The sequence below is a fragment of the Streptomyces sp. NPDC048361 genome, assembly GCF_040651795.1.
GTDB lineage: Bacteria > Actinomycetota > Actinomycetes > Streptomycetales > Streptomycetaceae > Streptomyces.
In genome coordinates, this window is sequence record NZ_JBEZKW010000029.1 from 27,888 (window position 1) to 53,950 (window position 26,063).

A 26,063-nucleotide genomic window follows, 5' to 3' on the forward strand; every position below is an offset into this window, starting at 1 on the left:
GCTCGGGCCATCGGTCGGGCCATCGGTTCGGCGACCGCAAGGGGCACAGCCACCGGAAGAGGCTGATCGAGTGGATGCGACCCGGCAGGCGGGGCTGAAGGACCCGGGGGAGGCGCGTGCTCAGCCCGGCATCACTACCTGACCGATTCCGTTCGGTACCGACGCCGTGCCGGTCAGGGCGTCCTCCGGAACCGGCCGGTCCGCCTTCAGGGCCGCCCAGACCTTCGCGACCCTGGCCGAGTCCGGCACCAGGCGGTCCTCGTCGCCCTGCTCCAGCTGCGCCGGCAACGTGACCATCTGGACATCGCGCGCGCCGAGTCCCCGCATCGAGTACGCCAGCGAAGCGAGGTTGCCGACATGGGCGAGGGAGGTGTCGGTCGTCAGGGACTTCGTCGCGGAGTCGGCCACGTCGAAGAGCCTGGCCGGGTCGGTCAGGAGGTTGCCGCCCGCGATCCGCCCGATCAGCGCCGTCAGGAACTGGTGCTGGAGCTGGATCCGGCCGAGGTCGCTTCCGTTGCCGACGCCGTGCCGGGTGCGTACGAGGTCGAGCGCCTGCTGGCCGTTCAAGTGGTGCCTGCCAGCGGCCAGATGGAGCCCGCTCTCCTTGTCGTCGATGGGCTTGGCCAGGGTGACGTCGGTGCCGCCCAGCGCGTCCATGAGCTCCGCGAAGCCGTTGAAGCCCACCTCGACGTAGTGGTTGACGTGCAGCCCGCCGGTGAGGGATTCCACCGCCGCGACCGTGCAGGGGGCGCCGCCCGTCTCGTACACGGAGTTGAACATGACGCCTTCGCGCGCCTCCAGTTTGCGGCCGGACGCGGTGGTGCAGGCGGGGCGGTCGACGATGGTGTCGCGCGGGATGCTGACGAGCGCCGCCTTCTTGCGGCCGCCGTACACATGGAGCAGGAGCGTGGTGTCGGAGCGGCCGGTGTCGTCGCCGCCGCCCGCGCGGGTGGCGTTCTTGCCGGCCCGCGAATCGGAGCCCACGACAAGGATGTTGAGATCGGACGTGGCCGAGGCGGCCGGAGTGAGCAAAGAGCCCAGTTCGACGCCGGTGATGTTCTGGTTGAGCCGGTGCCAGGTGTACGCGGCCGCGCCGCCCGCGAGCAGCAGGAGCCCGAGGAGCGAGCAGAGGACGATGCGGGTGGTGCGGCTGAACCGGGACGTACGGGTGGTTCGGCCGACGCCGGCGATGCGGGCGGTCCGGCCGACTCCGCCAGTATGCGCGGTCCGGCCAACACCGCCGGTGCGGATGGTCCGGCCAACACCGCCGGTGCGGGTGGTCCGGCCGACGCCACGGGTGCGGGCGGTGCGGCCGAACCGGGGTATCCGGCCCCAGCGAGGTCCGTGTGCCATCCCTCGACTCCGTCCGTCGGCGACCCAAGAACCCCGAGAACTCCCCGAGAACCCGACGAGCCCCAAACCACAGAACTCGGCATGCGTACGCACAGGGCGTTACCGCACACTACAAGAAAGGTGCATTACCCCGCATAACGGGCAGCCTGGACTGCCGGAGGGGAGACGTCCACAGTGATCTTCACTGCGACGGCCAGAGCGGCGGCCAGAGTGCCGGCCGCGGCGCAGGCCCGGTTCCTGTCCATCCGGATACCGAGCCGACCGACGGCGCGGCCCCGGCCACCCGGGCGACCGGCCGGCAGCCGGGGCAGCACCTGCGGGACCCGCCGGCCCCGGCGGCACCGCACCGCACCGGCCCTGTTCGGCCTGTTCGCGGCGGCGGCGCTCACCTTGAGCGCCTGTTCGTCGGGCGGCGGCGACCACGCCTCGCCGAGCCCGAGCCCGACCGTCTCCAGGGCCCGGATCACCACGACCCCCACGGACGGTGCCGGCCATGTGGGCATCACCGTCAAGGACGTCGGAGCGCGCGTCACGGACGGCACCTTCACCACCGTCACCCTGATGGCCCAAGGCGGCCCGGCGCTGCCCGGCGCCACATCCGCGGCCGGCACCGCCTGGCACCCCTCGGCCGCCCTGACCCGCGGCACGGCGTACACCCTGACCGCGCAGGCGAAGGACCCGGACGGGCGGACGGCGACCGTGACCACCCACTTCACCACCGTGTCCGAGAGCAACTCGGCGATCGCGTTCTACACCCCGGAGGACACCTCCACCGTCGGCGTCGGCATGGAGATCTCGTTCCGGTTCGACAAGCCGGTGAGCGACCGCAGGGCCGCCGAGTCCGCCGTGAAGATCTCGTCGAGCGGCGGCCAGCGGGCCGTCGGCCACTGGTTCGGCGACCGTCGCCTCGACTTCCGCCCCGAGACCTACTGGACACCCGGCTCCAAGGTGGCCGTCGCCTTCGACTTCGACGGGCTCGAACTGACCAAGGGAATATACGGAGTTCAGGACAAGTCGTTCTCCTTCACGGTGGGCCGCGAGCAGATCTCCACCGTGGACGCGGCCACCGAGGAGATGACCGTGCAGCAGAACGGCGCCACGGTCAGGACGGTGCCGGTCTCCACCGGTTCGCCGCAGTACGCCACGTACAACGGCACGATGGTCATCAGCGAGCAGGACCGGCAGACCAAGATGAACAGCACGACGGTCGGGCTCGGCGACGAGTACGACATCCCCGACGTGCCGCACGCCCAGCGCCTGACCAACTCCGGCACCTTCATCCACGGCAACTACTGGGCCGCGCCCACGACGTTCGGCGCCCGCGCGTCGAGCCACGGCTGCATCGGCATCCAGGACACCCAGGGCGCCGGCGACCCGGACTCCCCCGCCGCCTGGTTCTACGCCAACTCGATGCTCGGGGACGTGGTGATCGTGCGGAACTCCACGGGCGGCGGCACGGTCGCCCCGGACAACGGTCTCAGCGGCTGGAACCTGCCGTGGGCGCAGTGGACGGCGGGCAGCGCGCTCACCTAGGGAGTACCGGGGGACGCGGCTCGGCCAGCAAGCCCTTCGGGCCGAGCCCCTCCCCGCCAGCAAGCCCCCACCCTGATCCGCTACCCTGTCCAGGTCTGCCATCGGCAGCGCGCCTCCGTAGCTCAGGGGATAGAGCACCGCTCTCCTAAAGCGGGTGTCGCAGGTTCGAATCCTGCCGGGGGCACCAGGCCTGAACAGCGCGTTCACCTCTGCGAGGTGGGCGCGCTGTTCGTTGTGGCCATGGCATGGGCCGTCCATGCGTTCCGCGCCATGGCGAACACAGCCCCTTACGGGCGCCACCGGGGCGGCCCCGAACCGCGGCCGCCCGTGGCTCTCGCGGAGCGTCAGGCGGCCCGGCCCGCCCCGGACTGTCTGCGTCGGGCGTAGGCGGAGTGAGTGCGGCGACCAGGGGGCCCGGGCGGGCATCGAGGGCGTAGCCAGACGCCCATGACTGGGCCCACGGTTCCGTGCGGGAAGTCGGGGTTGGCACGTGGACCCCGGGAGCCGGCGTCACTGGCGCGCACAGAACCTGCGGGGCCCTGCCCTCCCTGTCACACCCCTGCGGGGCGGCGAGCGGACCGCCGGCCGCCGGCCCGGTCATCGCCCACCGCGGTCCTGCGGGCGTCGGCAGCACCCGTGCTCCGCGCCGCCCCTACGGGGCGACCAGCTCCCCCTCCGGGCACCCCGTCCCGCGCGGGAAGCTGTACGGGGCCGCCACGCGGTACGTGCCCGGTCTGGGGGCTACCAGCTCCGTCCACTCGTCGCCCGAGACGTTCGCCGGGGACTTGCGGAGGCAGCCGTTCACGTTGGTGTACGTCTTCGTGCCGTGGCCGCGGAGTTTGGACTCCGGGGTCTCCTGCGGGGCCTCGACGCCCTTGCCGTGGTCGTCGACCAGTTTCAGCCAGGGCGAGTACGGGATGCGGATCAGGACCGTGCCCGCCGAGCGGACGGCCACGGTGAGTTCGCCCTCGCCGGCATGCTTGACGGTGGCTGGCGGGTCCGCCAGCGGGGTCGGGTCGTCGACCGCGAACAGGCGCCAGTGCTCGTTCGACCAGACCTGCTTGAGATACGGCAGGCCCTGCTCGATGAGCTTGCCCTCCTGCACGGCGCCGTTGCGGTCCGCCGGGCCGAGCGGCAGCACCACGTAGCGCACCGCCCAGCGGTCCAGCCAGGCGTGGTAGTTGTCCGCGTTCAGGGTGTCGTCGTAGAAGAGCGGGTTGCGCTCCATGTCCGCCTGCCGGTTCCAACCGCGGGCGAGGTTCACGTACGGGGTGAACGCCGACGCCTCGCGGTGGCTGGAGGCGGGGACCACCTCGACGCGGCCGGTCGCCGCGTCGCGCCCCTGCAACTGGTCGACCAGCGGCGCCAGATCGCGCGCCCAGGTCGCCGCGGGGGCGGTGTGCACGATGTCGTCCACCGACTTGAAGCCGATCCACCCGTTGAGGCCGACGAACGCCAGCACCAGCGCGTACCACTTGAACGTCTTCGGGACGGCGTACGGGAGCGCCGCCAGCAGCACCACGCCCGCGAACAGCATCGAAAGACGCGTGATGTTCGAGCCGATCTGCGACTGGATCGCGAAGCACAGCAGCACCGCGACGCCGTACACCACCGCGGCCGTGCGGACCGTACGCCAGTCCTTCGGCACCAGGAAGAAGATGAGGACGGCGAAGAGGAACGGGCCCGATGTGGTGGCGAGCGACATCGGCTGCGTGCCCGAGAACGGGAACAGCCACGCCGACAGGGCGACCACCACGACCGGGGGCAGGCCGATCGCGTACGCACCCGGACGGCGCTTGTTCAGGAACAGCGCGGCCGCGACGAGGCCGAGGAACAGGCCCGCGACCGGGCTGCTCGCGGTGGCGAGCGCGGCGCAGGGCGCGGCCACGGCCGCCTTCGGCCAGCGGTTCTCGCGCTTGTTGTGCGGCCAGCAGAACACCGCCGCCACCGCGCCGAGCGCGAACATCGTGCCGAGCCCGAAGGTGACCCGGCCCGACATGGCGTTGCACAGGAACGCGAAGAGCGCCGCGAAGGAGCAGGCCAGCGGGGTGCGGACCGCCTTGACGCGGACCAGGATCAGCGTGGTCAGGGCCGCCGAGACCGTCCCGGCGATCATCATCGTCGTACGGACGCCGAGCAGCGCCATCAGATACGGCGAGACGACGCTGTAGGAGACCGGGTGCATCCCGCCGTACCAGGCCAGGTTGTACGCGGACTCCGGGTTGCGGCCGACGAACTCGGTCCAGGCGTCCTGCGCCGCGAGGTCGCCGCCGCTGTTGGCGAAGAGGAAGAACCACAGGATGTGGGTGACGGCGCCGGCGATTGCCATGAAGGCGACCGGGTGGCGCATCGGCCACGAATCCGGGTCCGGGCGCAGACGGCGCAGACGTGCTCGTATTCGCGGCCCGGCGCCGGGCTCCGGCACGGTGCCGGACGACGACGCTCCCGGCGCGGTCCCCGGCGTGCTCGCGCCCGCCCCCGCGTCGGTGGTCGTACCCGAGCACGCACCCGTACTCGCGCTCGTACTCGTGCTCGCGCTCGTACTCGTGCTGCTGTCGGCGCGGGTCGGCGTCGGCTCAGCGGTGGTCACTGCGGCTCTCCCGCCTCACGCTGTCTCACCTGGAATTACGCCACCGTGTGCAGATGCACACGGCAGGCGCGGGGCCGCCCGGTCCGGCCCGTACTGCTGTGCACGGGAACGACTCGATTCTCCCCCGGATACAGGGACGCCGTCCCCGCGTCCCCAGTTGCCCGAAGCTAGCACGGGGGCCGGCACGGGGGGCGCCCCGCAGGCCGGGGGCGCCCTCGACGGCTTCGGGGCGGTCAGCCCAGTCGGGTGAGCTTGGCGCCCACACCCGGCTCGGCGAGCGCGCTCTTCAGCTCGACCGGCGCGGTCAGCCTGCCGTTGCCGGAGCCGATGGACAGCTCGCCCACCACGTCACCCGCCTTCGCCGAGTGCGGGACCGGCTTGCCGCCCGCGCCCAGCTTGACGTCGACCTTCAGGCCCGGCCAGCCGACCGCCTTGAGGTCGTTGGCCGCGACCAGCGGCGTACGGCCGCCGAGCCCGTCGTCCGCATACCCGACGACGTCGCCCTTCTTGATGACGGTCGCCGAGGTCACGGCCTTCTGCACCGCCTGGATCAGCTTGTAGCTGTTGTTGATCGCGGAGCTCAGCTTGGCGTCGAGCGTGGTGCCGGTGCGCTGGCCCATGACGATGCCGTAGATCCGCTGGTTCTTGCCGTCGATCTTCGTGTCGGCCGACCACAGCAGGTTGCCGCCGGCCGGCGTGGACGAGCCGGTCTTGATGCCGCTCACACCCGGCTTGAGCAGGATCTTGTTGTTGTTGTAGATCATCGTCGGGATGCCCGGGATCTTGATCTGGGGCGTGTTGACGATCTCGCGGAACACATCGTTCTGCATGACGGCCTGGGCCAGCTTGAGCTGGTCGGTCGGGGTGGAGACCGTGGTCTCCTTCAGACCGCTCGGGTCGGTGTACGTGGTGCCGGTCATGCCGAGTTCCTTGGCGGTGGCGTTCATCTTCGCGATGAAGGCCTCCTCGTTCCCGGCGTCCCAACGGGCCAGCAGGCGCGCGGCGTTGTTGCCCGACGGGATCATCAGCAGTTCGAGCATCTGCTTCTCGGTGAACTGCTGGTCCTTGCGGATCGGCGCCGTGGACTCGTCGGGCTTCTTCGCGTCGTCCTCGGCCTGCTGGTCGACCGTGATCTTGTCGCCCTCCTGCTTCCCGGAGATCGGGTGGCCCTTGAGGATCACGTACGCCGTCATCGTCTTGGCCACGCTCGCCAGCGGGGCGGGCTTCTGCTCCCCGTGCGTGCCGAGGCTGCCCACGCCGTCCACCGTGATCGCCGACTGGCCGTCGGACGGCCACGGCAGGTCGAGCGTGCCGTCACTGAAGGTGTACGAGGCCGCGGATGTGAGGTCCAGCTTCGGCTCGGGAAGCGGACGCATGATCTGCACGACCGCAAAGACGATCAGGAGGAGCAGGACCAGTGGGGTCCAGATCTTGAACCGCCGCACCGTGGAACGGACCGCGGTCTGCGCCGGGGGCGGGGTGTTGGTCAGCTCGGCGAGCAGGTCGAGCGGGGGCTTGGGCGGCAGCGGCTGCTGTCTGGTCCGCTCGGCGCGCTCGGGAACGGCCGCGCCCGCGCCGGGGGCGGCCCCGGCCCCGGCGGGCGGCGGCGGGGTCACCTTCGGCGCCTCGGGCCGCTTGGCCGGGGCGTCGGGGTTCCTGACGGCGGTGCCGGCCCTCGCGTCGTCGGAACGCAGCGGCACGAACTGGCTGGCGCGCTCGGAGGGTCGCTCCGGGGCCCGGTCGGAGGTCCGGTCCGAGGCCCGATCGGAGGTTCGCTCCGAGACTCGTTCAGCGGCGGGCTCCGAGGTTCGCTCGGCGGCGGGCTCCCGCTGGGGCGCGGGGAGCTTGAGCATGGCCGTCGGCTGGTCGACGGGGGGCGCGGCGACGGCCTTGAACACGGCCGTGGGCTGATCGATCCCGGGGGTGGGCGAGGTCGAGTCGATCCCGGGGGTGGCCGAGGTCGAGCTCGCGGTCGAGGCCGGGGTCGAGGCCGAGTGCTCGGTCGAGGCCGAGGTCGTGCCGGCAGCCCCGGCTGCGCCGGCCCCGGCAGCGGAGGGCTTGGGGGCGGAGGGCTCGGGGGCAGCCGCCTTGTCGGCGGGGGCGGTCTTTTTGGCGTCCGCCGGGGTCGCCTTATCGGCATCGGCGGGAGCCGCCTGCGTGCTGGCTCCCGCGCTCGCCTTGTCGTCGAAGGCGGACTGCGCGGCCTCGGCCGGGGTCGCCTTGCCGGCGGCCTCGCTCGTCTCGGCCCCAGCGGCGCTCGTGTCGGCCGCAGTGGAGCTCGCCTTGCCCTCGGCAGGGGTCTTCTTCGCGCCGGACCGGGGCTCCGGGGCACCCGGCTTGGCAGTCGCAGACGTCGCGGAGGGCGCAGCCACCGCAGACGCCGCCGCCCCCGCCCCGGGCTCGCCCGCATCCGCCGCGTCCGACGTGTCCGACGCATCCGCCGCGTCCGTCTCCGCGTCGATCGCCCGCGCAGCTGCCCGCTCGGCGCCGCCGCCCGCAGCGGGGGCGGACTCGCCGCGGCCCGCCGTGACATCGCTGTCGGAGTCGCTGTCGCCGCCGGTTCCGGGCTTGTCGGCACCAGAGGTCGACCCCGTCTCAGCGGGCTCACGCTTCCCGGCGGGCTCACGCTTCCCGGCGGGCTCACGCTTCCCGGCGGGCTCACGCTTCCCGGCGTCGACATCGGCATCGCTGCCGCTCGCCTCGCCCTCCCGCGACGACGACTCGCCGCCCTCCTGGTCGACCCATGCCGCCACCGCCGCCCGGAGCCGGGTGTCGCCGTCGCCGTCCTCCTGGCGCGGGGCGCGGAAGACCGCGGTCGCCTGGTCCACGGACCCGCTGGCACCGGCTCCTCCGGTACGGCCACCGGTACCGACACCCGTACCCGTACCCGTACCGGAGCCGGAGTCAGAACCCGCACCCGCCCCGGAACCGTTCACCGCCTCCCCGCCGTCCTTCCCTTCGTCCGACGTGGAGCCGGAAGCCGACCGGGAAGCCGATCCTGAAGGGGACCCGGAACGGGCCGGGGGGTGGGAGAGCGCGAGACGCGGATCGCGTTCGCTCGTAGCCGTCTCCCCCGACGACTGCTTCTGCTCCGACTTGTCGGGGGACTCGCCCGCCACCGATGCCTCCTCCAGACGCCGGGTGGCGTCATCCGAAACTGTCCGAACCATGTACCAGTGTCCTGTGTGCCGGGTAGGACCCCCCGGCTAGACGAGAACGACATACCTGTTGGTTCCCGTACGAACCACCCAGGCGCTCTCGACAGATGAATGTGAGAGGGGTCACCCTGTCATTCATCCACGCGGGGAGGCATGGATGGGCAGGAGCCGCAGAACTATTCCGGAAGAGCTGTTGCTGCTCGCTCTGGACCCGGCCACGGGTACCACAGCGCAGCCGCAATCGCTCGACCTCGGCCTCGCCGGAGCCCAGCTAGTGGAGCTGGCTCTGGCAGGACGGATAGCCCCAGACGGGGATCGTATCGCCGTGGTGATGGCACGGCCGACAGGAGATCCGACCTTGGACTCCGCACTGGAACTGCTGCGCAGGCGTGGCAGTCCGGTTCGGGCGGTCCACTGGATCGGCGGGCCCCGTCTCGGGCTCCGTCAGATCTATCTCGCGCACCTGGAGCGGTGCGGCATGGTCCATGCCGTGTCGGGCCAGATGTGCGGGGTGCTGCCGACGACCCGCTACCAAGCGACGGAGACAGCGATCAGCCGGGACATCAGGGCCCGGCTGGACAGCGCGATCCGCACCGGCGTTCCGCCGGACCCGCGGACCGCGGCGCTTGCCGCGCTGGCCCACGCAGTCGGGCTCGGCAAGCACTTGTATCCCGGCAACGAGGGGCGGTCATCGCGCTCCCGTCTCAGGGATCTGATCAGGCACGATCCCATGGGCGGCCTCGTCGCGCACGCGGTGATGGACGTCCAGAACGGTGTGGCCGCTCAGCCACGCCGCACCACCACCACGCCGGACAACGGAAGCCGCCACGCCGCGGCGGCCGGCGTCCCGATGCAGCCGCATCACGGGGCGATGGCCAGGGCCGTGGTGCACCACTAGCACGACCCGCGACCGGCAGAACCCGCACCACCCCAGTCGCGCGCACCACAGCTGCACCGCAGACCGCACCACAGCCGCATGTCAGCTGCGCCGCGGCTGCACCGCAGACCGCACCACAGCCGCACGTCAGCTGCGCCGCGGCTGCATCACACCGCACCGCCGTCACACCGCCGCACCGCACCACCGCCGCACCGTCGTCCCCATGACCCGGTTCGGGAGCCGCACCACAACGCGCGGGGCTGTCCCAACAGCCCCGCGCGCTCGCGTCGTAGCTGTGTGTGGCCGTTTTCCAGCGCGCGCCCGGACGTTGGTGGCACTCTGCTGAGCAGAACAGCTGAGCAGAAGAACAGAAAAGCCGTGAGCCGGAGGTGCGTTACCCGTGGCGTCCAACGTCAATCCCACCGTCAGGCGGCGCCGACTGGGCCAGGAGCTGCGCAGACTCCGCGAGCTGAAGGGCATGACGGCCGAAGAGGTCGCCGAGCGCCTGCTGGTGTCCCAGTCGAAGATCAGCCGCCTTGAGAACGGCCGCCGCTCCATCAGCCAGCGCGATGTGCGCGATCTGTGCGGGGTGTACGAGGTCGAGGACCACCGCATCGTCGATTCGCTGATGCAGATGGCCAAGGACTCCCGCCAACAGGGCTGGTGGCACGCGTTCGGTGACATCCCGTACAGCGTCTACATCGGCCTGGAGACGGACGCGGCGAGCCTGCGCGTCTACGATCCGCAGGTCGTGCCCGGCCTGCTCCAGACCCGGCAGTACGCGGAGGCGCTGATCGCCGGCGCGCTCCCGGAGACGGCGCCGAGCGACGTCGAGAAACGCGTGAACGTCCGGCTGCGCCGGCAGGAGCGCGTGAAGGCGGCGGAGAACCCGCTGCGGCTGTGGGTGGTCATCGACGAGGCGGCGCTGCGCCGCAGGGTCGGCGGCAAGCAACTGATGATCGACCAGCTGGAATCCCTCATCGAGCAGTCCCAGCTGCCCCATGTGACCGTGCAGGTACTGCCGTTCAGCATGGGCGCGCACCCCGGAATCAACGGCCAGTACGCGATCCTGGAATTCCCCGACGCGTCGGACTCCAGCGTTGTCTACATCGAGGGCATCACCAGCGATCTGTATCTGGAAAAGGCGAATGATGTCCAGAAATACAGCGTGATGTACGAGCATCTGCGGGCGCAGGCCCTGAATGTGGACCAGACCCGGGAATTCATCACCGCGATCGCCAAGGAGTATGCCGATGAAACGGCGGGATGAGTGCTGAAACGGCGGGCCGAGCGCTGAAGCGCGGCACGGTACACCCCACGCGTACCGCGGTGGAAGGCCCAACCGGAATATGCCATCCGGTCGAGTGAATGGCCGCCCCGCACCCCGGAGGCTGCGAGTAGCGTCGATCACGCCAACGAAGACCGCTGGCCGAGAACGACCAACTCGCAAGAACCGGAGCGAACATGGCAATTCTTCAGGGCGCCACGGACACCTGGACCAAGTCCTCGTACTCCACCGGAAACGGCGCATGCGTTGAGGTCAAGTCCCCCGTGATGGAATCCATCGCTGTGCGGGACTCCAAGGTCTGCGAGGGCCCCTCGATCTCCTTCGCCCCCGGCGCGTGGAACGCGTTCGTGGCCGAGGTGACCCGGGATTCCCTCAGCTGACCACGCCAACCGTCATCGTGATACCCGCATTACCGACAAGAGCCCTCTCGACTGGCCCGCCGTCCCGGCCGAGGGGGCTCGGCCATGCCCGCGGCCCCCGGCCCTCCTGCCCGCGCCACCCTGCCCGCGGGCCTGCCACCCCGCCCGCCGCCCTGCCCGCGCCCGTCGCGCGCGGACGGCTGCCTCCCGGCCGGCCACCGCAGCCCGTCGAACAGCCGGTCACCGCAGCTCGTCCACATAGCGGTCGGTGCCCGGGACAGTGGGGATGAACGGCGCCGCCAACTCCAGCCGCCCCAGACCCGTTTCGGCGATCGCCTCATCGAGCCCGGTGAAGTGATCGGCCCACACCTCCCTCGGGTCACGCTCCAGGAACCAGAGCAGGGTGAGCCGGGTGCCGACGCCCTCGACCTGCTTCACGTACGACATACGGTCGCCCGGCAGCGGCGTCGGCGCGAAGACCGTCACCATGGCGGCCGGCCCCCCGGGAAGGCGCCGGGGCAGATGGCGCGAGCGCAGCCACTCCAGCAACTCCGCCCGCGCAGCCGGGCTTTCGGCATCGACGACTTCCAGGACCAGCCCCGCGTACGGGTGGTCGAGCGCATGGTAGTCGCGGGGGCCGGCCGCACCGTCGCGGTAGACAGTGGCCGCATGGTCCTGGAAGGCGGTGAAGACATGGGTACGGTCCTGGTAGACCCGGCCGTCGCGATTGAGGCGCTTGTTGATGCCGACGGTCCACTTCATGTGCTCGTCGTAGCGCCCGTCGGTGATCCAGTACGTGGAGAGGTAGCACCCGGCGCCGACCGGCTGGGCGATCGCGGACTTCTCCGGGTAGCGCAGCTCCTGGAGTTCGCGGGTCGCCACCCAGCGCCGCCCGGAGAACATCCAGGGCATGGCCATCGCGCCGGCGTAGTAGTGGTCGTCCTCGTACCAGCGGTTGTACGCGTACTCATGGCCCGGGTGCGGCTCCACCATGGTGATCAGCGCATGTCCCGGCCGCACCCCGTAGGGCCCCACCGACGCCAGCTCCGCGTACGCCTCGGGCCGTGTGTCCTCGCTCATGCCGCTTCCCTTCCCTCCGTCACCGGACGCGGCTTACTCTGACGCTCCGTCAGAAAATGTGCCAGTGCCTGGAGGCGACCGGATGTTGCTGAGTGGGAAGACCGTCATCGTCTCCGGGGTCGGGGCCGGGCTCGGGCACCAGGTCGCGGCGGCCGTCGTGCGCGACGGCGGCAACGCGGTGCTCGGCGCGCGCACCGCGGCCAACCTCGCGAAGTCCGCGGCCGAGATCGACCCGGACGGCGCCCGCACCGCCCATCTGCCGACCGACATCACCGACGAGACCCAGTGCGAGGCGCTGGCCGCGCTCGCCGTGGAGCGGTTCGGCGCCATCGACGCGGTGGTGCACGTGGCGGCCTGGGACAGTTACTTCGGCGGCCTCCAGGACGCGGACTTCACCACCTGGCAACAGGTCATCGACGTGAACCTGCTCGGCACCCTGCGCATGACCCGGGCCTGCCTGCCGGCGCTCAAGGCACACGGCGGCTCCGTCGTCGTCATCGGTACGCAGTCATCGGTGGCGGCGCCCTCCCAGGTGTGGCAGGCGGCGTATGCGGCGTCGAAGGGCGCGCTGACCTCGGCGATGTACTCGATGGCGAGGGAGCTCGGGCCCGACCGCATCCGGGTCAACACGGTGCTTCCGGGGTGGATGTGGGGGCCGCCGGTGCAGGCGTACGTCCAGTTCACCGCGCACACCGAGGGCGTGCCCGAGGAGGAGGTGCTCGGCCGGCTCACGGAGCGGATGGCGCTGCCGGAGCTGGCGACGGACGGCGATGTGGCCGACGCCGCGGTCTTCCTGGCCTCCGACAGGGCCCGCGCGATCACCGGCCAGTCGCTCCTTGTGAACGCCGGTGAGCTGATGAGGTAGCGCCTCAATCGCCCCTCCATGGAAGGACGTTGATCCTCAGTTCCTCGACCGCACGGGACCCGCATCCCGTGCGGTCGTTCGTTTCGGTACGCGCGCCCGTGCCCTGACGGGCGGAGCCTGACGAAGTGCCCGCTCATCGTGTGGCCCCCGTCACGCACACGACAACACCCCCGAGGCAAAGGCGAAGTAAATTCGTTCTACTTCCTGATCGGTGTTCATATCCATGACCGCCAGATGTCTTGACCACTCCCTGCGCCAAGAGGTTCAATCCTCCAAGTCCCCGCTCCCGCACGGGGCCCGCTGAGCCGGACGCGCTGACGAAGAGCATCCGAGTTCACAGGCGTCGTACAGCGACGTTCACAAGGCGGACCCCTGGGAGGGGGCACATGAACAGTCTCGACTGGGCCGTGCTCATCGGCTACTTCGGTGTGATGGTCGCGATCGGCATCTGGTCCCACAAACGGGTCGACGACGTCTCCGACTTCTTCACCGCTGGCGGCCGCATGCCGTGGTGGCTCTCCGGCATCTCGCACCACATGTCGGGCTACAGCGCGGTGATGTTCACCGGATACGCCGGTATCGCCTACCGGTACGGCGTCACGTCGTTCGTGACATGGTCCTTCCCCATCGCGGTCGGCATCGGCATCGGAGCCAGACTCTTCGCGCCCCGCCTCAACCGGCTGCGGTCCCGACTCCACGTGGCCTCGCCGCTCGAATACCTCAAGAACCGCTACAACGTCTCCACACAGCAGGCCCTCGCCTGGTCCGGGCTGCTGCTGAAGATCGTCGACGTGGGCGCCAAGTGGGCTGCGATCGCCACCTTGTTGTCGGTCTTCACCGGTATCACGATCACCCAGGGCATCTTCATCACCGGGTGCATCACCGCGATCTACTGCACGGTCGGCGGCCTGTGGGCGGACGCGCTCACCGAACTCGGCCAGTTCATCATCCAGTTGTTCGCCGGGCTCGCCATGCTGATCGCCGTCATGGGCAAACTGGACGGCTTCTCCACGCTGTGGACGGTCTGGGACAAGCTGCCCGCCGACCACGCCGACCCCACCGCGGGCCCGTACACCGTCACGTTCCTGATGGCGTTCCTGTTCATCAAGACCTTCGAGTACAACGGCGGCATGTGGAACCAGGCCCAGCGCTACATGGCCACCGACTCCGCGCGCTCGGCGTCCCGTTCGGCCTGGCTGTCCGCGATCCTGTGGGCGGTGTGGCCCACCGTGCTCTTCTTCCCCATGTGGTGCGCGCCGCTCCTCGTCCGCGCCAACAAGCCCGACGGCTCGGACAGTTACGCCCTGATGACCGAGACACTGCTGCCGCACGGCATGCTCGGCCTGGTCGTCGTCGGCTTCTTCTCGCACACCATGGCCATGTGCTCGTCGGACGCCAACGCCATCTCGGCCGTCTTCACCCGGGACATCATGCCGGTCCTGTCGAAGTCGGCCCGCGCCTGGAACGCGCGCGCGGGTCTGGTCGCTGCCCGCTTGTCGACGCTCGTCTTCCTCGGCCTGTCGATGACGATCGCGACGCAGGTCAGCTCGCCCACGTTCAAGGACATCATCACCGTGGTGATCAAGTGGGTGGCGGGGCTCATGGGGCCGATCGCGATCCCGTTCATGCTGGGCATGCTGAGGCCGTTCCGCCGGTCCGGCCCGACGGCGGCGCTCACCAGCTGGGCGGCCGGGCTGCTCGCGTTCTTCTTCGTCAACTACGACCTGGACGGCTCGCAGAAGACGGGCGTGGCCTTGCAGTGGCAGGTGTCGGTGCCGCTCGTGATCTCACTCGTCCTGTACGTCGTGATCGGCCTGGTCAAGCCGGAGGACACCCCGGAGCGGGACGCGCTGCTCGCGCGGATCAACTCCGATGCGGGTGGGCCGGGTTCGGCGAACGGAGCGACGGCGGCCGTACCGGTACAGCCCGAGAGCGGGGACGCGAAGGTCGCGGCACAGCCCGAGGGCGGGGACCCGAAGGTGGCGATGACCGACTGAGGGGCGACGGCCGGCTGACGGGCACGACAGCCGACTGAGGGGCGCAACGGCCGAATGACGGGCGCGTCAGCCGACGATCTCCGGATCGTCGTCGTTCCGGCGCGGCGCGGGGGCGTCCTGGCCGTCGCCGCCGCCGCTCTCGGCCGGGTAGGCCTCGTCGCGGTGCGGGCCCCAGCGGTCGTACCGGTCCTGCCGGTCGTACCCGTCCTGCTGCTCGTATCCGCCCTGCCACCCGTAGCGGTCCTGCCACTCGTGGCCGTCCTGCTGCCCGTAGCCGTCCTGCTGCCCGTAGCCGTCCTTGCTGTCGTCCTCGGACGGCGGGCAGTGCCGCCCCGCCCCCTTCGCGTCGTCCGCCTCCTCGTCCATCACCATGTCGTCGACGGCCTGCTGGGCCTCTCCGGCGTCGTACGGCGGGAGTTCGTCCTCGCGAGCCGCGGGGTCGGCGAGAGCGGGCACGGTCTCGCTCTGTACGTAACTCTGGTGATCGGCGTCGTCGGCCGGCACTGCGGCGGAGGAGGCGCCGGCACCGGAGCCGAGCAGGGCGAGGGCCACCAGCGGTGCCGTGAACCAGCGGGCCGACGGGGTGCGGCGGCCGTGCGGGATACGGGCGGTGGGAAGGGGGGTCATGGCGACGACCCTGGCGAACGCCCGCGCGCGTGCGCGAGTGACACGCGGCGCCGGAGCCGATCCTTCGCTCGCACGAGTGGTTTCAGCCCCTCGGGTAGCGGAGCAGCCACCCCGCCGTGTTGACGGCCGGGCCGTGCAGCGCGGGCCCCTGGGTCATCTCCATCGCGAAGTCGTCGGCGAGCTCAAGTACCGTGGCGCGACCCTCCAGTTGGGCCAGCCAGGCGGGGGGCAGCGCGGTCTCGCCGTGCATCGCGCCGAGCAGGCTTCCGCAGACGGTGCCGGTGGCGTCCGAGGGCCCGTCGTGGTTGACGGCGAGCAGGAGCCCGTGCCGGATGTCCTCGCCGACCAGGGCGCAGTACACGCCGATCGCGAGCGCCTCGGGGGCGGTGTGCCCGGCGCCGAGGGTGGCGACGAGGGCCGGGCTCGGCATGCCCTGGCGTACGGCGCCGAGCGCGTGCTGGAGCGCCTCCGTGACCCGCTGGTGCCCGGGGCGTACGGCGAGCTGCGCGAGGGCCCGCTGGACGGCGCCGTCCATGGACTCGCCCCGGGCGAGCCCGTGCACGATGACGGCGAGCGCGCCCGCCGCGAGGTAGGCGGCCGGGTCGCCGTGGGTCTGCGCCGCGCACTCCACGGCGAGTTGCAGCACCAGCTGCGGCTCCCAGCCCACGAGGAGGCCGAACGGCGCGGACCGGGTGAGCGCGGCCGGGTCGTCGGCGGCCGGGTTCTTCGGCTGCTCCAGGGTGCCCATGATGTCGTCGCCGAGCCCCACGAGGCAGGTCTTGGCGGGGTCGCGGCGGGCGTAGAGCCACTCCTGGCGGGCGAGCCAGCCGTTGTCCTCGCGGCGCTCGTCGGGGCCCCAGTCGCGCTGTGTGGCGGCCCAGCGCAGGTGCGCGCGGTGCACATCGGTGGGCGGGTGCCAGGCGCCGGTGTCGCGGCGGACCTGGGCGCGTATGAGCCCGTCGACGGTGAACAGGGTGAGCTGGGTGGCCGCGGTCACGGCGCCCGCGCGGCCGTGCACCGGTACGAGGTCGTCGAGGGCGTCCGGGCCGTGACGCTCGCGGATCTCGCTCAGCGCCAGCCCGGCGACGCCGGCGCCCAGGGTGTCGCCGATCGCCCCGCCCAGCAGGCAACCCCGTACGCGGCTACGGAAGTCCTGCTGTTCGGCCCGGCCCCATATGGGTGCGGATGCGGCTGCGCTCATGCGGCAGCACGGTACCTGAACGGATGCGCCCGTTTAAGAGGGCAGATTGACCGGTCCTGTACACGCCCGGTCCTTCCGGGCGGGCCCGGGGCGCGCCCTCAGCCCCGGGCCGGGCACTCCGCCCCGGGGGCACCCTCAGCCCCGGATCGTGCCCTCCGCCCGGGCCGGGCACTCAGCCCCCGGGGGGCACCCTCAGCCCCGGATCGTGTCCTCCGCCCGGGCCGGGCACTCAACCCTGGACCGCGGGCCCCGGCCCCGGCCCCGGCGGGGTGCCCGGGTAGGCGGGGTCGTCCTCGTCGGCCGGGAACGGGCCGGGCGGTATGCCCCGTGCCGCCCCCTCGCCGGCCGCCCGCAGGTGGGCCGCGCGCGCCAGGTCCGCGAGGGCCGGCTCCTCACGGCCGGCGGCCCGGTGCAGCCGCGCGCGCTGCTCGTACGCCCATACATAGCCCGGCACCATCGCCACCGCGCGGTCCAGGTCGGCCAGCGCCTCGCCCGCGCGGCCCAGTTCGGCGAGGGCCACCGCCCGGCTGCCCAGCGCCCACGCGTACCCGGGATCGAGCGCGAGCGCCCGCCCGTACGCGGCGACCGCCTCCTCGTAACGGCCCGCGAACCGGTACACGTCGCCGCGCTCGCCCAGGACCCAGGCCCACGACGGCGAGAGCCGCTCGGCGCGGTCGAGGTCACCGAGCGCGCCCGCCGTGTCGCCGAGCAGACCCCGCACATGGGCCCGGCGCACCAGCGCCCAGCCGTAGTCCGGGTCGATGAGCAGCGCCCGGTCGAAGTCGTCCAACGCCTCTGCTGTGCGCCCGAGTTGGGCTTTCGCCTGGCCTCTGCTGCCCAGGATGAGGGCGTCGCCGGGGCCGAGCGTGAAGGCCCGGTCGAGTTCGGTGACCGCGTCGGCGTAGCGGCCGGCGCGCCGGTGGGTCTCGCCGCGTTCGCGCGGCGCGCGGGGCCGGCCGGGCTCCAGCGCTTCGAGCAGGTCGAGGTCGACCAGGGCCGCCGCGTAGTCGCCGACGGCGCGGTGTGCGACGGCCCGCCCGTGATGGGCGTCCGCGCAGGACGCGTCCAGGGTGAGCGCCCGCCGGTGGTCCGCGAGACACTCCTCGTACGCCTCGGCCCTGAAGTAGCCCCAGGCGCGGGCGACGTACACGGCGACCCGGTCCGCGTCGGTGAGTTCGGGGCGGGCCAGCATCATGCCGAGCACGTCGACGCCGTGGCGATGCTCGGCGGTGAGCGCGGCGAGGCAGGCCGCGCCCCACTTGCGCAGCGGCTCGCGGTGGGCGTCCTCGCCCGCCTCGGCGACCATCCGCGCCCAGTGGCCCGCGGTGACCGTGCCCTGGCGGCACGCCTCGATGCCGTCGCGCAGCACCTGCCCGAACGCGCCCGCCGGGTCGGCGCACAACCGGTGGTACAGCTCTTCGAGCCGGGGCTCGCGCCACGCCTCGTCGCGCCAGCGCCCCTCGCTGCCGGCGGCGGCCACCTCGTGGGCGTACCACGCGGCGAGCCGCTCGTGCCCGGCGCGCCAGCGCTGCGGCGACGCGGTGCGCTGGAGGCGCAGCATGGGGGCGCGGACGACGTCGTGGTACTTGATCCGGCCGCCCTGGTCCCGTACGAACGGCAGGGACCGCAGCCAGCCGAAGAGCCCGGCCGCGTCGCCGGTCACCGCCGCGCGGAAGACGTCCTCGTCGAGCCGCCGTGGCAACGCGCCTTCGAGCGCGGCGCTCCTGCGCACCGGGTCGGGCTCCCACTTCAGGAACCGCTCGACCGCGGTGGCGCTCGGGTCGCCGATGTCGGCCGGGGTCGCGGGCCGCGCGCCGGCCAGGGTGCTGACCAGCACCGGGAGACGGCCGGACAGGCGCAGTACGTCCCGCACGACCTCCTCGTCGACCACCCCCTTGGTGGCGAGCAGTTGGCGGGCCTCGTCCTCGGTGAAGGGTTCCAGGGGCAGCTCGGCGACGTAGTCCGCGGCGGCGGGCCAGGCCAGCGGGTCGGGGCGGCCCTGGCCGGACAGGGTGAGCACGGTGGTGGCGGGGAGCGCGCCGTAGCGGTCGGTGGTGACGAGGTCGCGCAGCCAGCCGTCGAGGAAGGCACCGGTGCGTTCGTAGGTGTCGAAGAAGAGCGCCACCCACGGAACCTGGGCCGCCACCCGGGCCAGCTCCTCGACGAAGACGGGGGTGAGCACGCGCAGCGGATCGAGGACGAGCTGCACATCCTCCTGACGCCCCAGGCGCGCGCTCAGCGCACCCCGCAATCGGTCGGCGCCTTCGGCGAGTTCGACGGGGTCGAGGGCCGCGGTCACCAGGGAGGCGCCCGGCACGAGCCCGATGCCGGCGAGGCCCGCCCGTGCCGTGACGAGCGCCCCCGCCGACGGGCCCGCCCCGGTGTCGGCGCCCCCCGCCTCCGCCTCGTGCCGGCGCCTGCGGTACGTGGCGAGGATCCGGTCGAGCGCCTTGAGCGGCCACCCCTGCCGGGCGAACGCCTCGCTGATCGCCCCGAGTACCTCCGGGACGCTGTCGGCGCCCTCGTCCAGGGTGGCGGCCAGCGCACCACGCTCGCGTGCCGCCTGCTCCAACTCCCGTACCAGTGAGGTCTTTCCGACCCCGGCGTCACCGTGCACCCGGAAGACGAAGCGGTGCCGCTCGTCCTCGACCGGCAGATCGAAGTTGCGCCGGTACACGGCGAGTTCGGCCCGCCGCCCCACGAAGCCGGCCCGCTTGCGGCGCCGGATGAGCTCCTGCATCGAAGGCCGCACGACCCTTGCCCCTCCCCATGAGCGGTGAGCGCGTCACTCCCCCGCCTCCGACCCTATCGGGCCCGCCAGAACACCTCGGCGCGCGGCGGGCCCCCGGCCCTCAGTCCCCCACCACCGGCAGCAACTGCGGCAGATGCCCGTCCGAGGCGTGGGCCGCGGTGACCCGCTCCGCCGGCACCTCCCCGTAGAGCGTCGTGCGCGCACGAGACGGACGCCCTGCGGACTCCGCGATCGCCACCAGATCCTTGATGGACCGATACGAGCCATAACTCGACCCAGCCATACGGGAGATGGTCTCCTCCATCAGCGTGCCGCCCAGGTCGTTCGCGCCCGAGCGCAGCATCTCGGCCGCCCCTTCCTGCCCCAGCTTCACCCAGCTGGTCTGGATGTTGGGGATGTGCGGGTGGAGCAGGAGGCGGGCCATGGCCGTGACCGCCCGGTTGTCTCGGGCCGTGGGCCCCGGCCGCGCGATTCCCGCCAAGTACACCGGCGCGTTGGTGTGGATGAACGGCAGGGTCACGAACTCCGTGAAGCCGCCGGTCTCCTGCTGGATCCCGGCCAGCGTACGAAGGTGGCCCAGCCAGTGGCGGGGCTGGTCGACATGCCCGTACATCATCGTGGACGAGGAACGGATGCCCAGCTCGTGGGCGGTCTTGATCACCTCGATCCAGGTCGCCGTCGGCAGCTTGCCCTTGGTGAGGATCCAGCGGACCTCGTCGTCGAGGATCTCCGCCGCCGTGCCCGGGATCGAGTCGAGCCCGGCCGCCTTCGCCTCGGTCAGCCACTCGCGGATGGACAGGCCGGTGCGGGTCGCGCCGTTCACCACTTCCATCGGCGAGAACGCGTGGACGTGCATCCCCGGCACCCGCTCCTTCACGGCGCGCGCGATGTCGAAGTACGCCGTGCCCGGCAGGTCGGGGTGGATACCGCCCTGCATGCAGACCTCGACGGCCCCGACGTCCCAGGCCTGTTGAGCCCGATCAGCCACCTGGGACAGCGACAGGGTGTATGCGTCCGCGTCCGTGCGGCGTTGTGCGAAGGCGCAGAAGCGGCAGCCGGTGTAGCAGACGTTGGTGAAGTTGATGTTGCGCGTGACGATGTACGTGACGTCGTCGCCCACCATCGACTTGCGGACGTCGTCCGCGACCCGGCACAGCGCGTCGAGGGCCTCGCCGTCCGCGTGCAGCAGCGCGAGCGCCTCGTCGTCGGTGAGCCGGGTCGGGTCGTCGGCGGCCGTCGCCAGCGCCTGGCGTACGTCGGCGTCGATGCGCGACGGCACCATGCCGGGTGCGGCGGCCTCGCGCAGCTCCGCCCAGTCCCCGTACACGGAGTCGAAGTCGTCGCGGCGGTCGCCGGTGCGGCCCTCGGTGTCGATGGTGTGGTGCAGATCGGTGCGGCCGCTCGCGGTGAAGCCCTCGTCGGGCTCCTGCCAGGGCAGACCGCGCACCTGGGCCGCCTCGTTCGCCAGGCCCGTCTCCGGGTCGGCGAGTGCGCGCACGTGCGGCAGCAGCCGGGGGTCGAGCCACGGCTCGCCGCGCCGCACGAACTCCGGGTAGATGCACAGCCGTTCCCGCAGCGAGAACCCGGCGGTGCCCGACTTCTCGGCGAGCTCCTCGATCCGCGGCCAGGGGCGCTCGGGGTTGACGTGGTCGATGGTGACCGGCGAGACCCCGCCCCAGTCGTCGATGCCCGCGCCGATCAGCCGGCCGTACTCCCCCGCCACCAGGTTGGGCGGCGCCTGGAGGCAAGCGGCCGGGCCCATGATGTGCCGGGCGACGGCGACCGTCGCGACCAGGTCGTCGAGCTCGGCGTCGGGCATGCCGCGCATCGCCGTGTCCGGCTTGGCGCGGAAGTTCTGGATGATCAGCTCCTGGATGCCGTGGTAGGCGCGTGCCACGCGGCGCAGCGCGAACAGCGAGTCGGCGCGCTCCTCATACGTCTCGCCGATGCCGATGAGCAGCCCGCTGGTGAAGGGCACCGAGGAGCGCCCCGCGTCCTCCAACACCCGCAGCCGTACGGCGGGTTCCTTGTCGGGGGAGCCGTAGTGGGGGCCGCCGGGCTCGGACCACAGGCGGGTCGCGGTGGTCTCCAGCATCATGCCCATGGAGGGCGCGACGGGCTTGAGCCGCTGGAAGTCGGTCCAGGAAAGGACTCCGGGGTTGAGGTGCGGGAGCAGCCCGGTCTCCTCCAGGATCCGGATGGACATGGCGCGCACATAGGCGATGGTGTCGTCGTACCCGTGCGCGTCGAGCCATTCGCGCGCTTCGGGCCAGCGGTCCTCGGGCTTGTCACCGAGGGTGATCAGGGCTTCTTTGCAGCCCAGTTCGGCCCCGCGGCGGGCGACGTCGAGCACTTCGTCGGGTGACATGAACATCCCGTGGCCGGCCCGGCGGAGCTTGCCGGGCACGGTGACGAAGGTGCAGTAGTGGCAGGTGTCCCGGCACAGCCGGGTGAGCGGGATGAAGACGCTCTTGGAGTACGTGATCACTCCGGGCCGGCCGGCCGCCGCGAGGCCGGCGTCGCGGACCCGGGCGGCGGACGCGGTGAGGTCGTCGAGGTCGGCGCCGCGTGCCTGCAGCAGCACGGCGGCCTCGACGACGTCGAGCGCGACCCCGTCCCTGGCGCGCTTCAGCGCGCGTCGCATCGCGTTGGCGGTCGGTGCGCCGGGGGTGTGCGGGGTGGGGGGCTGCGCGCTGGAAGTCATCCTCCGAGGATACGAGCGCCCCCCAGCTGCGCAGCTCCCCGCGCCCCCGTCGGGGCTGACCTCGGCAGGGCGCCCAGCATCGGCATCCTCAGTCCGTCATGGGGGTCCCCCCTGCCATCTGGGCGGCATGCCCAGTTCAGGCCACCCCAGCCTGTCATGGGGGTCCCCCCTGGCCCTTAAGGCCTCGGGGGAGATTGCGGACGAGCGCCCTCAAGGCGCGAACCGGCCCCTGGGGCGGAGCCCCAGGGGCCCTAGAGGAACTGGGCGTATTCGTCGAGGGCCGCCGCCACCCCACCCTCCCCCGCCGAAGGCAACTGCACCACAACCTCCTCGACCCCCAACTCCGCATACCGCCCCAGCTTCCCCGCCCCCGGCACCACCGCGTACGGCACGACCTGGAGGTCACCCGGCGCCCGCCCCGCCTCCTCCCACACCCTCCGCAGCACCGGCAGGGAGTCGGCCAGCCCGCGCCCCCCGATCGGCATCCACCCGTCCGCGTACTCCGCGATGTGTGCGAACAGCTTCGGCCCCGCCGCCCCGCCGACGAGGATCCGCGGCGCCCCGTCGCGTACCGGCTTGGGATACGCGTACGAGGCCCTGACCGACCCGAACTCCCCGTCGTAGGCGATGGGTTCGGCCGCCCACAGCGCGCGCATCAGCCCCATCCGGTCCCGCACTAGGTCGCGCCGGTTCGCCCACGCGACACCGTGATCGGCCGCCTCCTCCTTGTTCCAGCCGAAGCCGAGTCCGAGCGTGAAGCGCCCGCCGGAGAGGTGGTCGAGGGTCGCGACCTGCTTGGCGAGGTCGATCGGGTCGTGCTGCGCGACCAGGGTGATCCCGGTGCCCAGCTGGAGCCGCTCGGTGACCGCCGCGGCCTGGCCGAGCGCCACGAACGGGTCGAGGGTGCGTCCATACTCCGGCGGCAGCTCCCCGCCGGCCGGATAGGGGGTGACCCGCTCCACCGGGATATGGGTGTGCTCGGGCAGGTAGAGCCCGGAGAACCCGCGCTCCTCCAGCTCGCGCGCCAGGCGTACGGGGGTGATCGTCTGGTCGGTGAGGAAGATGGTGGCGGCGATGCGCATCGGCATACCTTCCGGTCGGTCTGGAGTCCGGGTCACTTCCTATCCCCGGCGCCGCCCAACCGCAAGAGACGCTCCCGGGCCACGCGGCCCCGCCCGGAATCGGACACCACCCCTCAACTCTCCGACTCCCCTTGTTCACACGCGGGTACGACAGTGGGCAGGCGCGTCCGGGAGGGGCAGCACCGCCCTCCCGCCCTTCCGACTCAGGGGAGCCCAGCTCATGACCGAGAACGGACCGCACGACCAGCACGGGCCGTACGACCAGCAGGGACCGTACGACCAGCAGGGTCAGCATGACCGGCAGGGTCGGCGCGACCAGCGCGAACGGCACGGCCAGCACAGCCAGCACGGATCCGCCCCCATCGGCAGGCGAAGCCTCATCGCGACGGGCGCGGCCACCGCACTCACCCTGGGAACCGTGAGCTTCGCGAACGCGGCCCCCGGCGCCAGGCCCGGCTCCACCCGCCCCGATGAGACCAGAGTGGTGCGCGGCACGCTGCCGCCCGGCGCCCCCGACTTCGTATACCTGCCCGTCGAAGTGCCGCGAGGCGTACGGGAGTTGATGGTCTCGTACGCGTACCAGAAGGCGAGCGTGCCGCCCGGCACGCAGAACAACGCGCTCGACATCGGCATCTTCGACGAGCGCGGCACGGCGCTCGGCGGGGCCGGGTTCAGAGGCTGGTCGGGCGGGGCGCGCACGGAGTTCTTCCTGCGCGCCGACGACGCGACCCCGGGCTATCTGCGCGGACCGGTGCGCGCCGGGACCTGGCACATCGCGCTCGGCCCGTACACGGTCGCCCCGCAGGGCCTGCCGTACACGGTGACGGTCACGCTGAAGTACGGCGAGCCCGGCACCACCCCCGCGCCGGTCTATCCGCCGCCGCGCGCCAAGGGCCGGGGCCGGGGATGGTACCGGGGCGACTGCCATCTGCACTCGGTGCACTCCGACGGCGGCCGCACCCCGGCCCAGATCGCGGCGCACGCCCGTGCGGCGGGGCTCGACTTCATCAACACCTCCGAGCACAACACGTCGTCGGGGCACCGGGCCTGGCAGGGCCTGTGGGGCGACGACCTGCTGATCATGACGGGTGAGGAGATCACCACCCGCAACGGCCATGTCGTCGCCCTCGGCACCGAGCCCGGACACTTCATCGACTGGCGCTACCGGGCCCGGGACAACCGTTTCGGCCACTTCGCGCGCGAGGTCCGCGCGGCGGGCGGCCTCGTGGTCCCGGCCCACCCGCACGCCACGTGCGTCGGCTGCAGCTGGAAGTTCGGGTTCGGCGACGCGGACGCGGTGGAGGTGTGGAACGGCCCGTACACCCCGGACGACGAGGTGGCCCTCCTCGAATGGGACAACTCCCTTGTGATTGCGGCGCGTTCCGGGCGCGCGTGGCTGCCCGCGATGGGCAACAGCGACGCCCACCGCGACCCGGACCGCGTCGGCGGCCCTCAAACGGTGGTGCTGGCCGACGACCTGACGACGCGGGCGATCCAGGCGGGCCTGAAAGCAGGGCACTCCTACGTCGCGGAGTCGGCGGCGGTCTCCCTGTCCTTCGGCGTCTCGGGCGCCCGGGGCGGCCACGCGGGCATCGGCGACCGTCTGCGGGCCGCACCCGACGAGCTGGTCACCGCCCACCTGGAGGTGACCGGCGCTCCCGGCTGCACGGTGTGCTTCGTCACCGACCAGGGCACCCTGCACACCGTCGCCCTCCCCGCGTCGGACAGCGGCACGGCCACCTGGCAGACGACGCCGGCCAACGCCGCCTACATCCGCGCGGAGGTCCGCCACGCCCCCACCAGCCCGGCCTTCCCGGGCCCGATGGCGGCCCTCACCAACCCGGTGTTCCTGGGCGACTGAGACCGCCCCGACGCCCGGCGTGACGTGGTGTCCGTGCGTATCGTTGTACTGCGCGGCTGCCTGTGACCACACACGCGGCGGGGAGGGGTGCCACAGTGACTGCTGTCGGCGACAGGATCAGGATGGCCAACCAGAGCGACGAGCTCACGCTCGACTTCGGCGCCCCCATCGACCTCGAAGGAACCGTCGTGGACCTGATCCTCCAGACCGACGACTTCGCCCGCGACTGACCGGCCCGGCTCGGGGCGGCCTGCGGGCGGCCGGTGCCCGGTATGGCCGGTTTCGCGGAGACCGGGTGGGCCTGGCACAGTTAGAGGCATGATCTTCATCGCCGTCAGGTTCACCGTCCGTCCCGAGCACGCCGACAACTGGCTCACCATCGTCGACGACTTCACCACCGCCACCCGCGCCGAGCCGGGCAACCTGTTCTACGACTGGTCGCGCAGTGTGGACGACCCCACCCAGTACACGCTGCTCGAAGCCTTCGCCGACTCCGCCGCCGGTGCGGCCCACGTCGACTCCGACCACTTCCGCGCCGGGATGGAGACGATGGCCGGATACATCGCCGCCACCCCGGACATCATCAACGTCGAGGTGCCCGGCCAGGGCTGGAACAAGATGGCCGAGCTCCAGCCCAAGTAGCCGAGCCCCGGACCATGTAGCCGAGCCCCAGCCCAAGTAGCGGGATGGCGGCCCCCATAGCCGATTCGGACGGTCAGCCGGGCCAGTCGGGCGG

General features: G+C 71.9%; 18 protein-coding genes and 1 tRNA gene. 9 read left to right on the forward strand and 10 right to left on the reverse strand.

All coding sequences use genetic code 11. The annotated features are described in order from the left end of the window. Nucleotides 1–120: 120 nt before the first annotated feature. The gene (locus tag AB0D31_RS18425) at nucleotides 121–1,353 is read right to left on the reverse strand and encodes an LCP family protein (protein ID WP_362723825.1); all 1,233 of its coding nucleotides are present in this window, start codon (nucleotides 1,351–1,353) and stop codon (nucleotides 121–123) included. A 125-nt stretch (nucleotides 1,354–1,478) separates the two neighbouring features. Next, a complete protein-coding gene (locus tag AB0D31_RS18430; protein ID WP_362723828.1) occupies nucleotides 1,479–1,856 on the reverse strand; it encodes a hypothetical protein in 378 nt (125 codons plus the stop codon). On the opposite strand from AB0D31_RS18430, the gene AB0D31_RS18435 reads away from it, so the two are divergent. Both AB0D31_RS18435 and AB0D31_RS18440 read left to right on the forward strand, forming a co-directional pair. Beyond that, nucleotides 1,849–2,886: an Ig-like domain-containing protein gene (locus tag AB0D31_RS18435; RefSeq protein ID WP_362723831.1), complete on the forward strand. Its 1,038-nt coding sequence runs from the start codon at nucleotides 1,849–1,851 to the stop codon at nucleotides 2,884–2,886. The two genes, AB0D31_RS18430 and AB0D31_RS18435, sit on opposite strands and share 8 nt — an antisense overlap. Before the next feature lie 111 nt (nucleotides 2,887–2,997). Continuing rightward, nucleotides 2,998–3,073: transfer RNA gene (locus AB0D31_RS18440), tRNA-Arg, on the forward strand. A 465-nt stretch (nucleotides 3,074–3,538) separates the two neighbouring features. On the opposite strand, the gene AB0D31_RS18445 is transcribed toward AB0D31_RS18440, so the two are convergent. Further along, nucleotides 3,539–5,476 carry an MFS transporter gene (locus AB0D31_RS18445; RefSeq protein WP_362723834.1) on the reverse strand — a complete coding sequence of 646 codons (1,938 nt, stop codon included), beginning with the start codon at nucleotides 5,474–5,476 and terminating at the stop codon, nucleotides 3,539–3,541. A gap of 233 nt (nucleotides 5,477–5,709) precedes the next feature. Continuing rightward, nucleotides 5,710–8,304, reverse strand: coding sequence for a serine hydrolase (locus AB0D31_RS18450; protein ID WP_362723837.1), 2,595 nt, complete (start codon nucleotides 8,302–8,304; stop codon nucleotides 5,710–5,712). A gap of 487 nt (nucleotides 8,305–8,791) precedes the next feature. On the opposite strand from AB0D31_RS18450, the gene AB0D31_RS18455 reads away from it, so the two are divergent. The 3 genes from AB0D31_RS18455 to AB0D31_RS18465 all read left to right on the forward strand — a co-directional run bounded on the left by AB0D31_RS18455 (nucleotide 8,792) and on the right by AB0D31_RS18465 (nucleotide 11,179). Beyond that, on the forward strand, nucleotides 8,792–9,532 hold the full coding sequence (locus AB0D31_RS18455; protein ID WP_362723839.1) for a GPP34 family phosphoprotein: 741 nt from the start codon (nucleotides 8,792–8,794) through the stop codon (nucleotides 9,530–9,532). A 379-nt stretch (nucleotides 9,533–9,911) separates the two neighbouring features. Then, nucleotides 9,912–10,781 carry a helix-turn-helix transcriptional regulator gene (locus tag AB0D31_RS18460; RefSeq protein ID WP_362723841.1) on the forward strand — a complete coding sequence of 290 codons (870 nt, stop codon included), beginning with the start codon at nucleotides 9,912–9,914 and terminating at the stop codon, nucleotides 10,779–10,781. Nucleotides 10,782–10,975: 194 nt separating this feature from the next. Further along, nucleotides 10,976–11,179, forward strand: coding sequence for a DUF397 domain-containing protein (locus tag AB0D31_RS18465; RefSeq protein ID WP_362723844.1), 204 nt, complete (start codon nucleotides 10,976–10,978; stop codon nucleotides 11,177–11,179). A 219-nt stretch (nucleotides 11,180–11,398) separates the two neighbouring features. Here the strand turns inward: AB0D31_RS18465 and AB0D31_RS18470 are convergent, their stop codons facing one another. Beyond that, nucleotides 11,399–12,238 carry a hypothetical protein gene (locus AB0D31_RS18470; RefSeq protein WP_362723847.1) on the reverse strand — a complete coding sequence of 280 codons (840 nt, stop codon included), beginning with the start codon at nucleotides 12,236–12,238 and terminating at the stop codon, nucleotides 11,399–11,401. An 82-nt stretch (nucleotides 12,239–12,320) separates the two neighbouring features. On the opposite strand from AB0D31_RS18470, the gene AB0D31_RS18475 reads away from it, so the two are divergent. Both AB0D31_RS18475 and AB0D31_RS18480 read left to right on the forward strand, forming a co-directional pair. Then, on the forward strand, nucleotides 12,321–13,103 hold the full coding sequence (locus AB0D31_RS18475) for an SDR family oxidoreductase (RefSeq protein ID WP_362723849.1): 783 nt from the start codon (nucleotides 12,321–12,323) through the stop codon (nucleotides 13,101–13,103). Between the two features lie 386 nt (nucleotides 13,104–13,489). Continuing rightward, nucleotides 13,490–15,100: a sodium:solute symporter family protein gene (locus tag AB0D31_RS18480; protein WP_362723852.1), complete on the forward strand. Its 1,611-nt coding sequence runs from the start codon at nucleotides 13,490–13,492 to the stop codon at nucleotides 15,098–15,100. A 66-nt stretch (nucleotides 15,101–15,166) separates the two neighbouring features. On the opposite strand, the gene AB0D31_RS18485 is transcribed toward AB0D31_RS18480, so the two are convergent. The 5 genes from AB0D31_RS18485 to AB0D31_RS18505 all read right to left on the reverse strand — a co-directional run bounded on the left by AB0D31_RS18485 (nucleotide 15,167) and on the right by AB0D31_RS18505 (nucleotide 23,466). Then, nucleotides 15,167–15,727, reverse strand: coding sequence for a hypothetical protein (locus AB0D31_RS18485; protein ID WP_362723854.1), 561 nt, complete (start codon nucleotides 15,725–15,727; stop codon nucleotides 15,167–15,169). Nucleotides 15,728–15,809: 82 nt separating this feature from the next. Then, nucleotides 15,810–16,928 carry an ADP-ribosylglycohydrolase family protein gene (locus AB0D31_RS18490; RefSeq protein WP_362723856.1) on the reverse strand — a complete coding sequence of 373 codons (1,119 nt, stop codon included), beginning with the start codon at nucleotides 16,926–16,928 and terminating at the stop codon, nucleotides 15,810–15,812. Nucleotides 16,929–17,157: 229 nt separating this feature from the next. Beyond that, nucleotides 17,158–19,668 (reverse strand): tetratricopeptide repeat protein, encoded by a 2,511-nt coding sequence (locus AB0D31_RS18495; RefSeq protein ID WP_362723858.1) that lies wholly within the window; start codon nucleotides 19,666–19,668, stop codon nucleotides 17,158–17,160. Nucleotides 19,669–19,780: 112 nt separating this feature from the next. Then, a complete protein-coding gene (locus AB0D31_RS18500; RefSeq protein WP_362723861.1) occupies nucleotides 19,781–22,384 on the reverse strand; it encodes a bifunctional FO biosynthesis protein CofGH in 2,604 nt (867 codons plus the stop codon). 251 nt (nucleotides 22,385–22,635) lie between these two features. Next, a complete protein-coding gene (locus AB0D31_RS18505) occupies nucleotides 22,636–23,466 on the reverse strand; it encodes an LLM class F420-dependent oxidoreductase (protein ID WP_362723864.1) in 831 nt (276 codons plus the stop codon). A 220-nt stretch (nucleotides 23,467–23,686) separates the two neighbouring features. Here AB0D31_RS18505 and AB0D31_RS18510 point away from each other — a divergent pair, with 220 nt between their 5' ends. Continuing rightward, on the forward strand, nucleotides 23,687–25,327 hold the full coding sequence (locus tag AB0D31_RS18510) for a CehA/McbA family metallohydrolase (RefSeq protein WP_362723867.1): 1,641 nt from the start codon (nucleotides 23,687–23,689) through the stop codon (nucleotides 25,325–25,327). A gap of 318 nt (nucleotides 25,328–25,645) precedes the next feature. Further along, nucleotides 25,646–25,969 carry a putative quinol monooxygenase gene (locus tag AB0D31_RS18515; protein WP_362723870.1) on the forward strand — a complete coding sequence of 108 codons (324 nt, stop codon included), beginning with the start codon at nucleotides 25,646–25,648 and terminating at the stop codon, nucleotides 25,967–25,969. The last annotated feature ends 94 nt before the right edge of the window (nucleotides 25,970–26,063 follow it).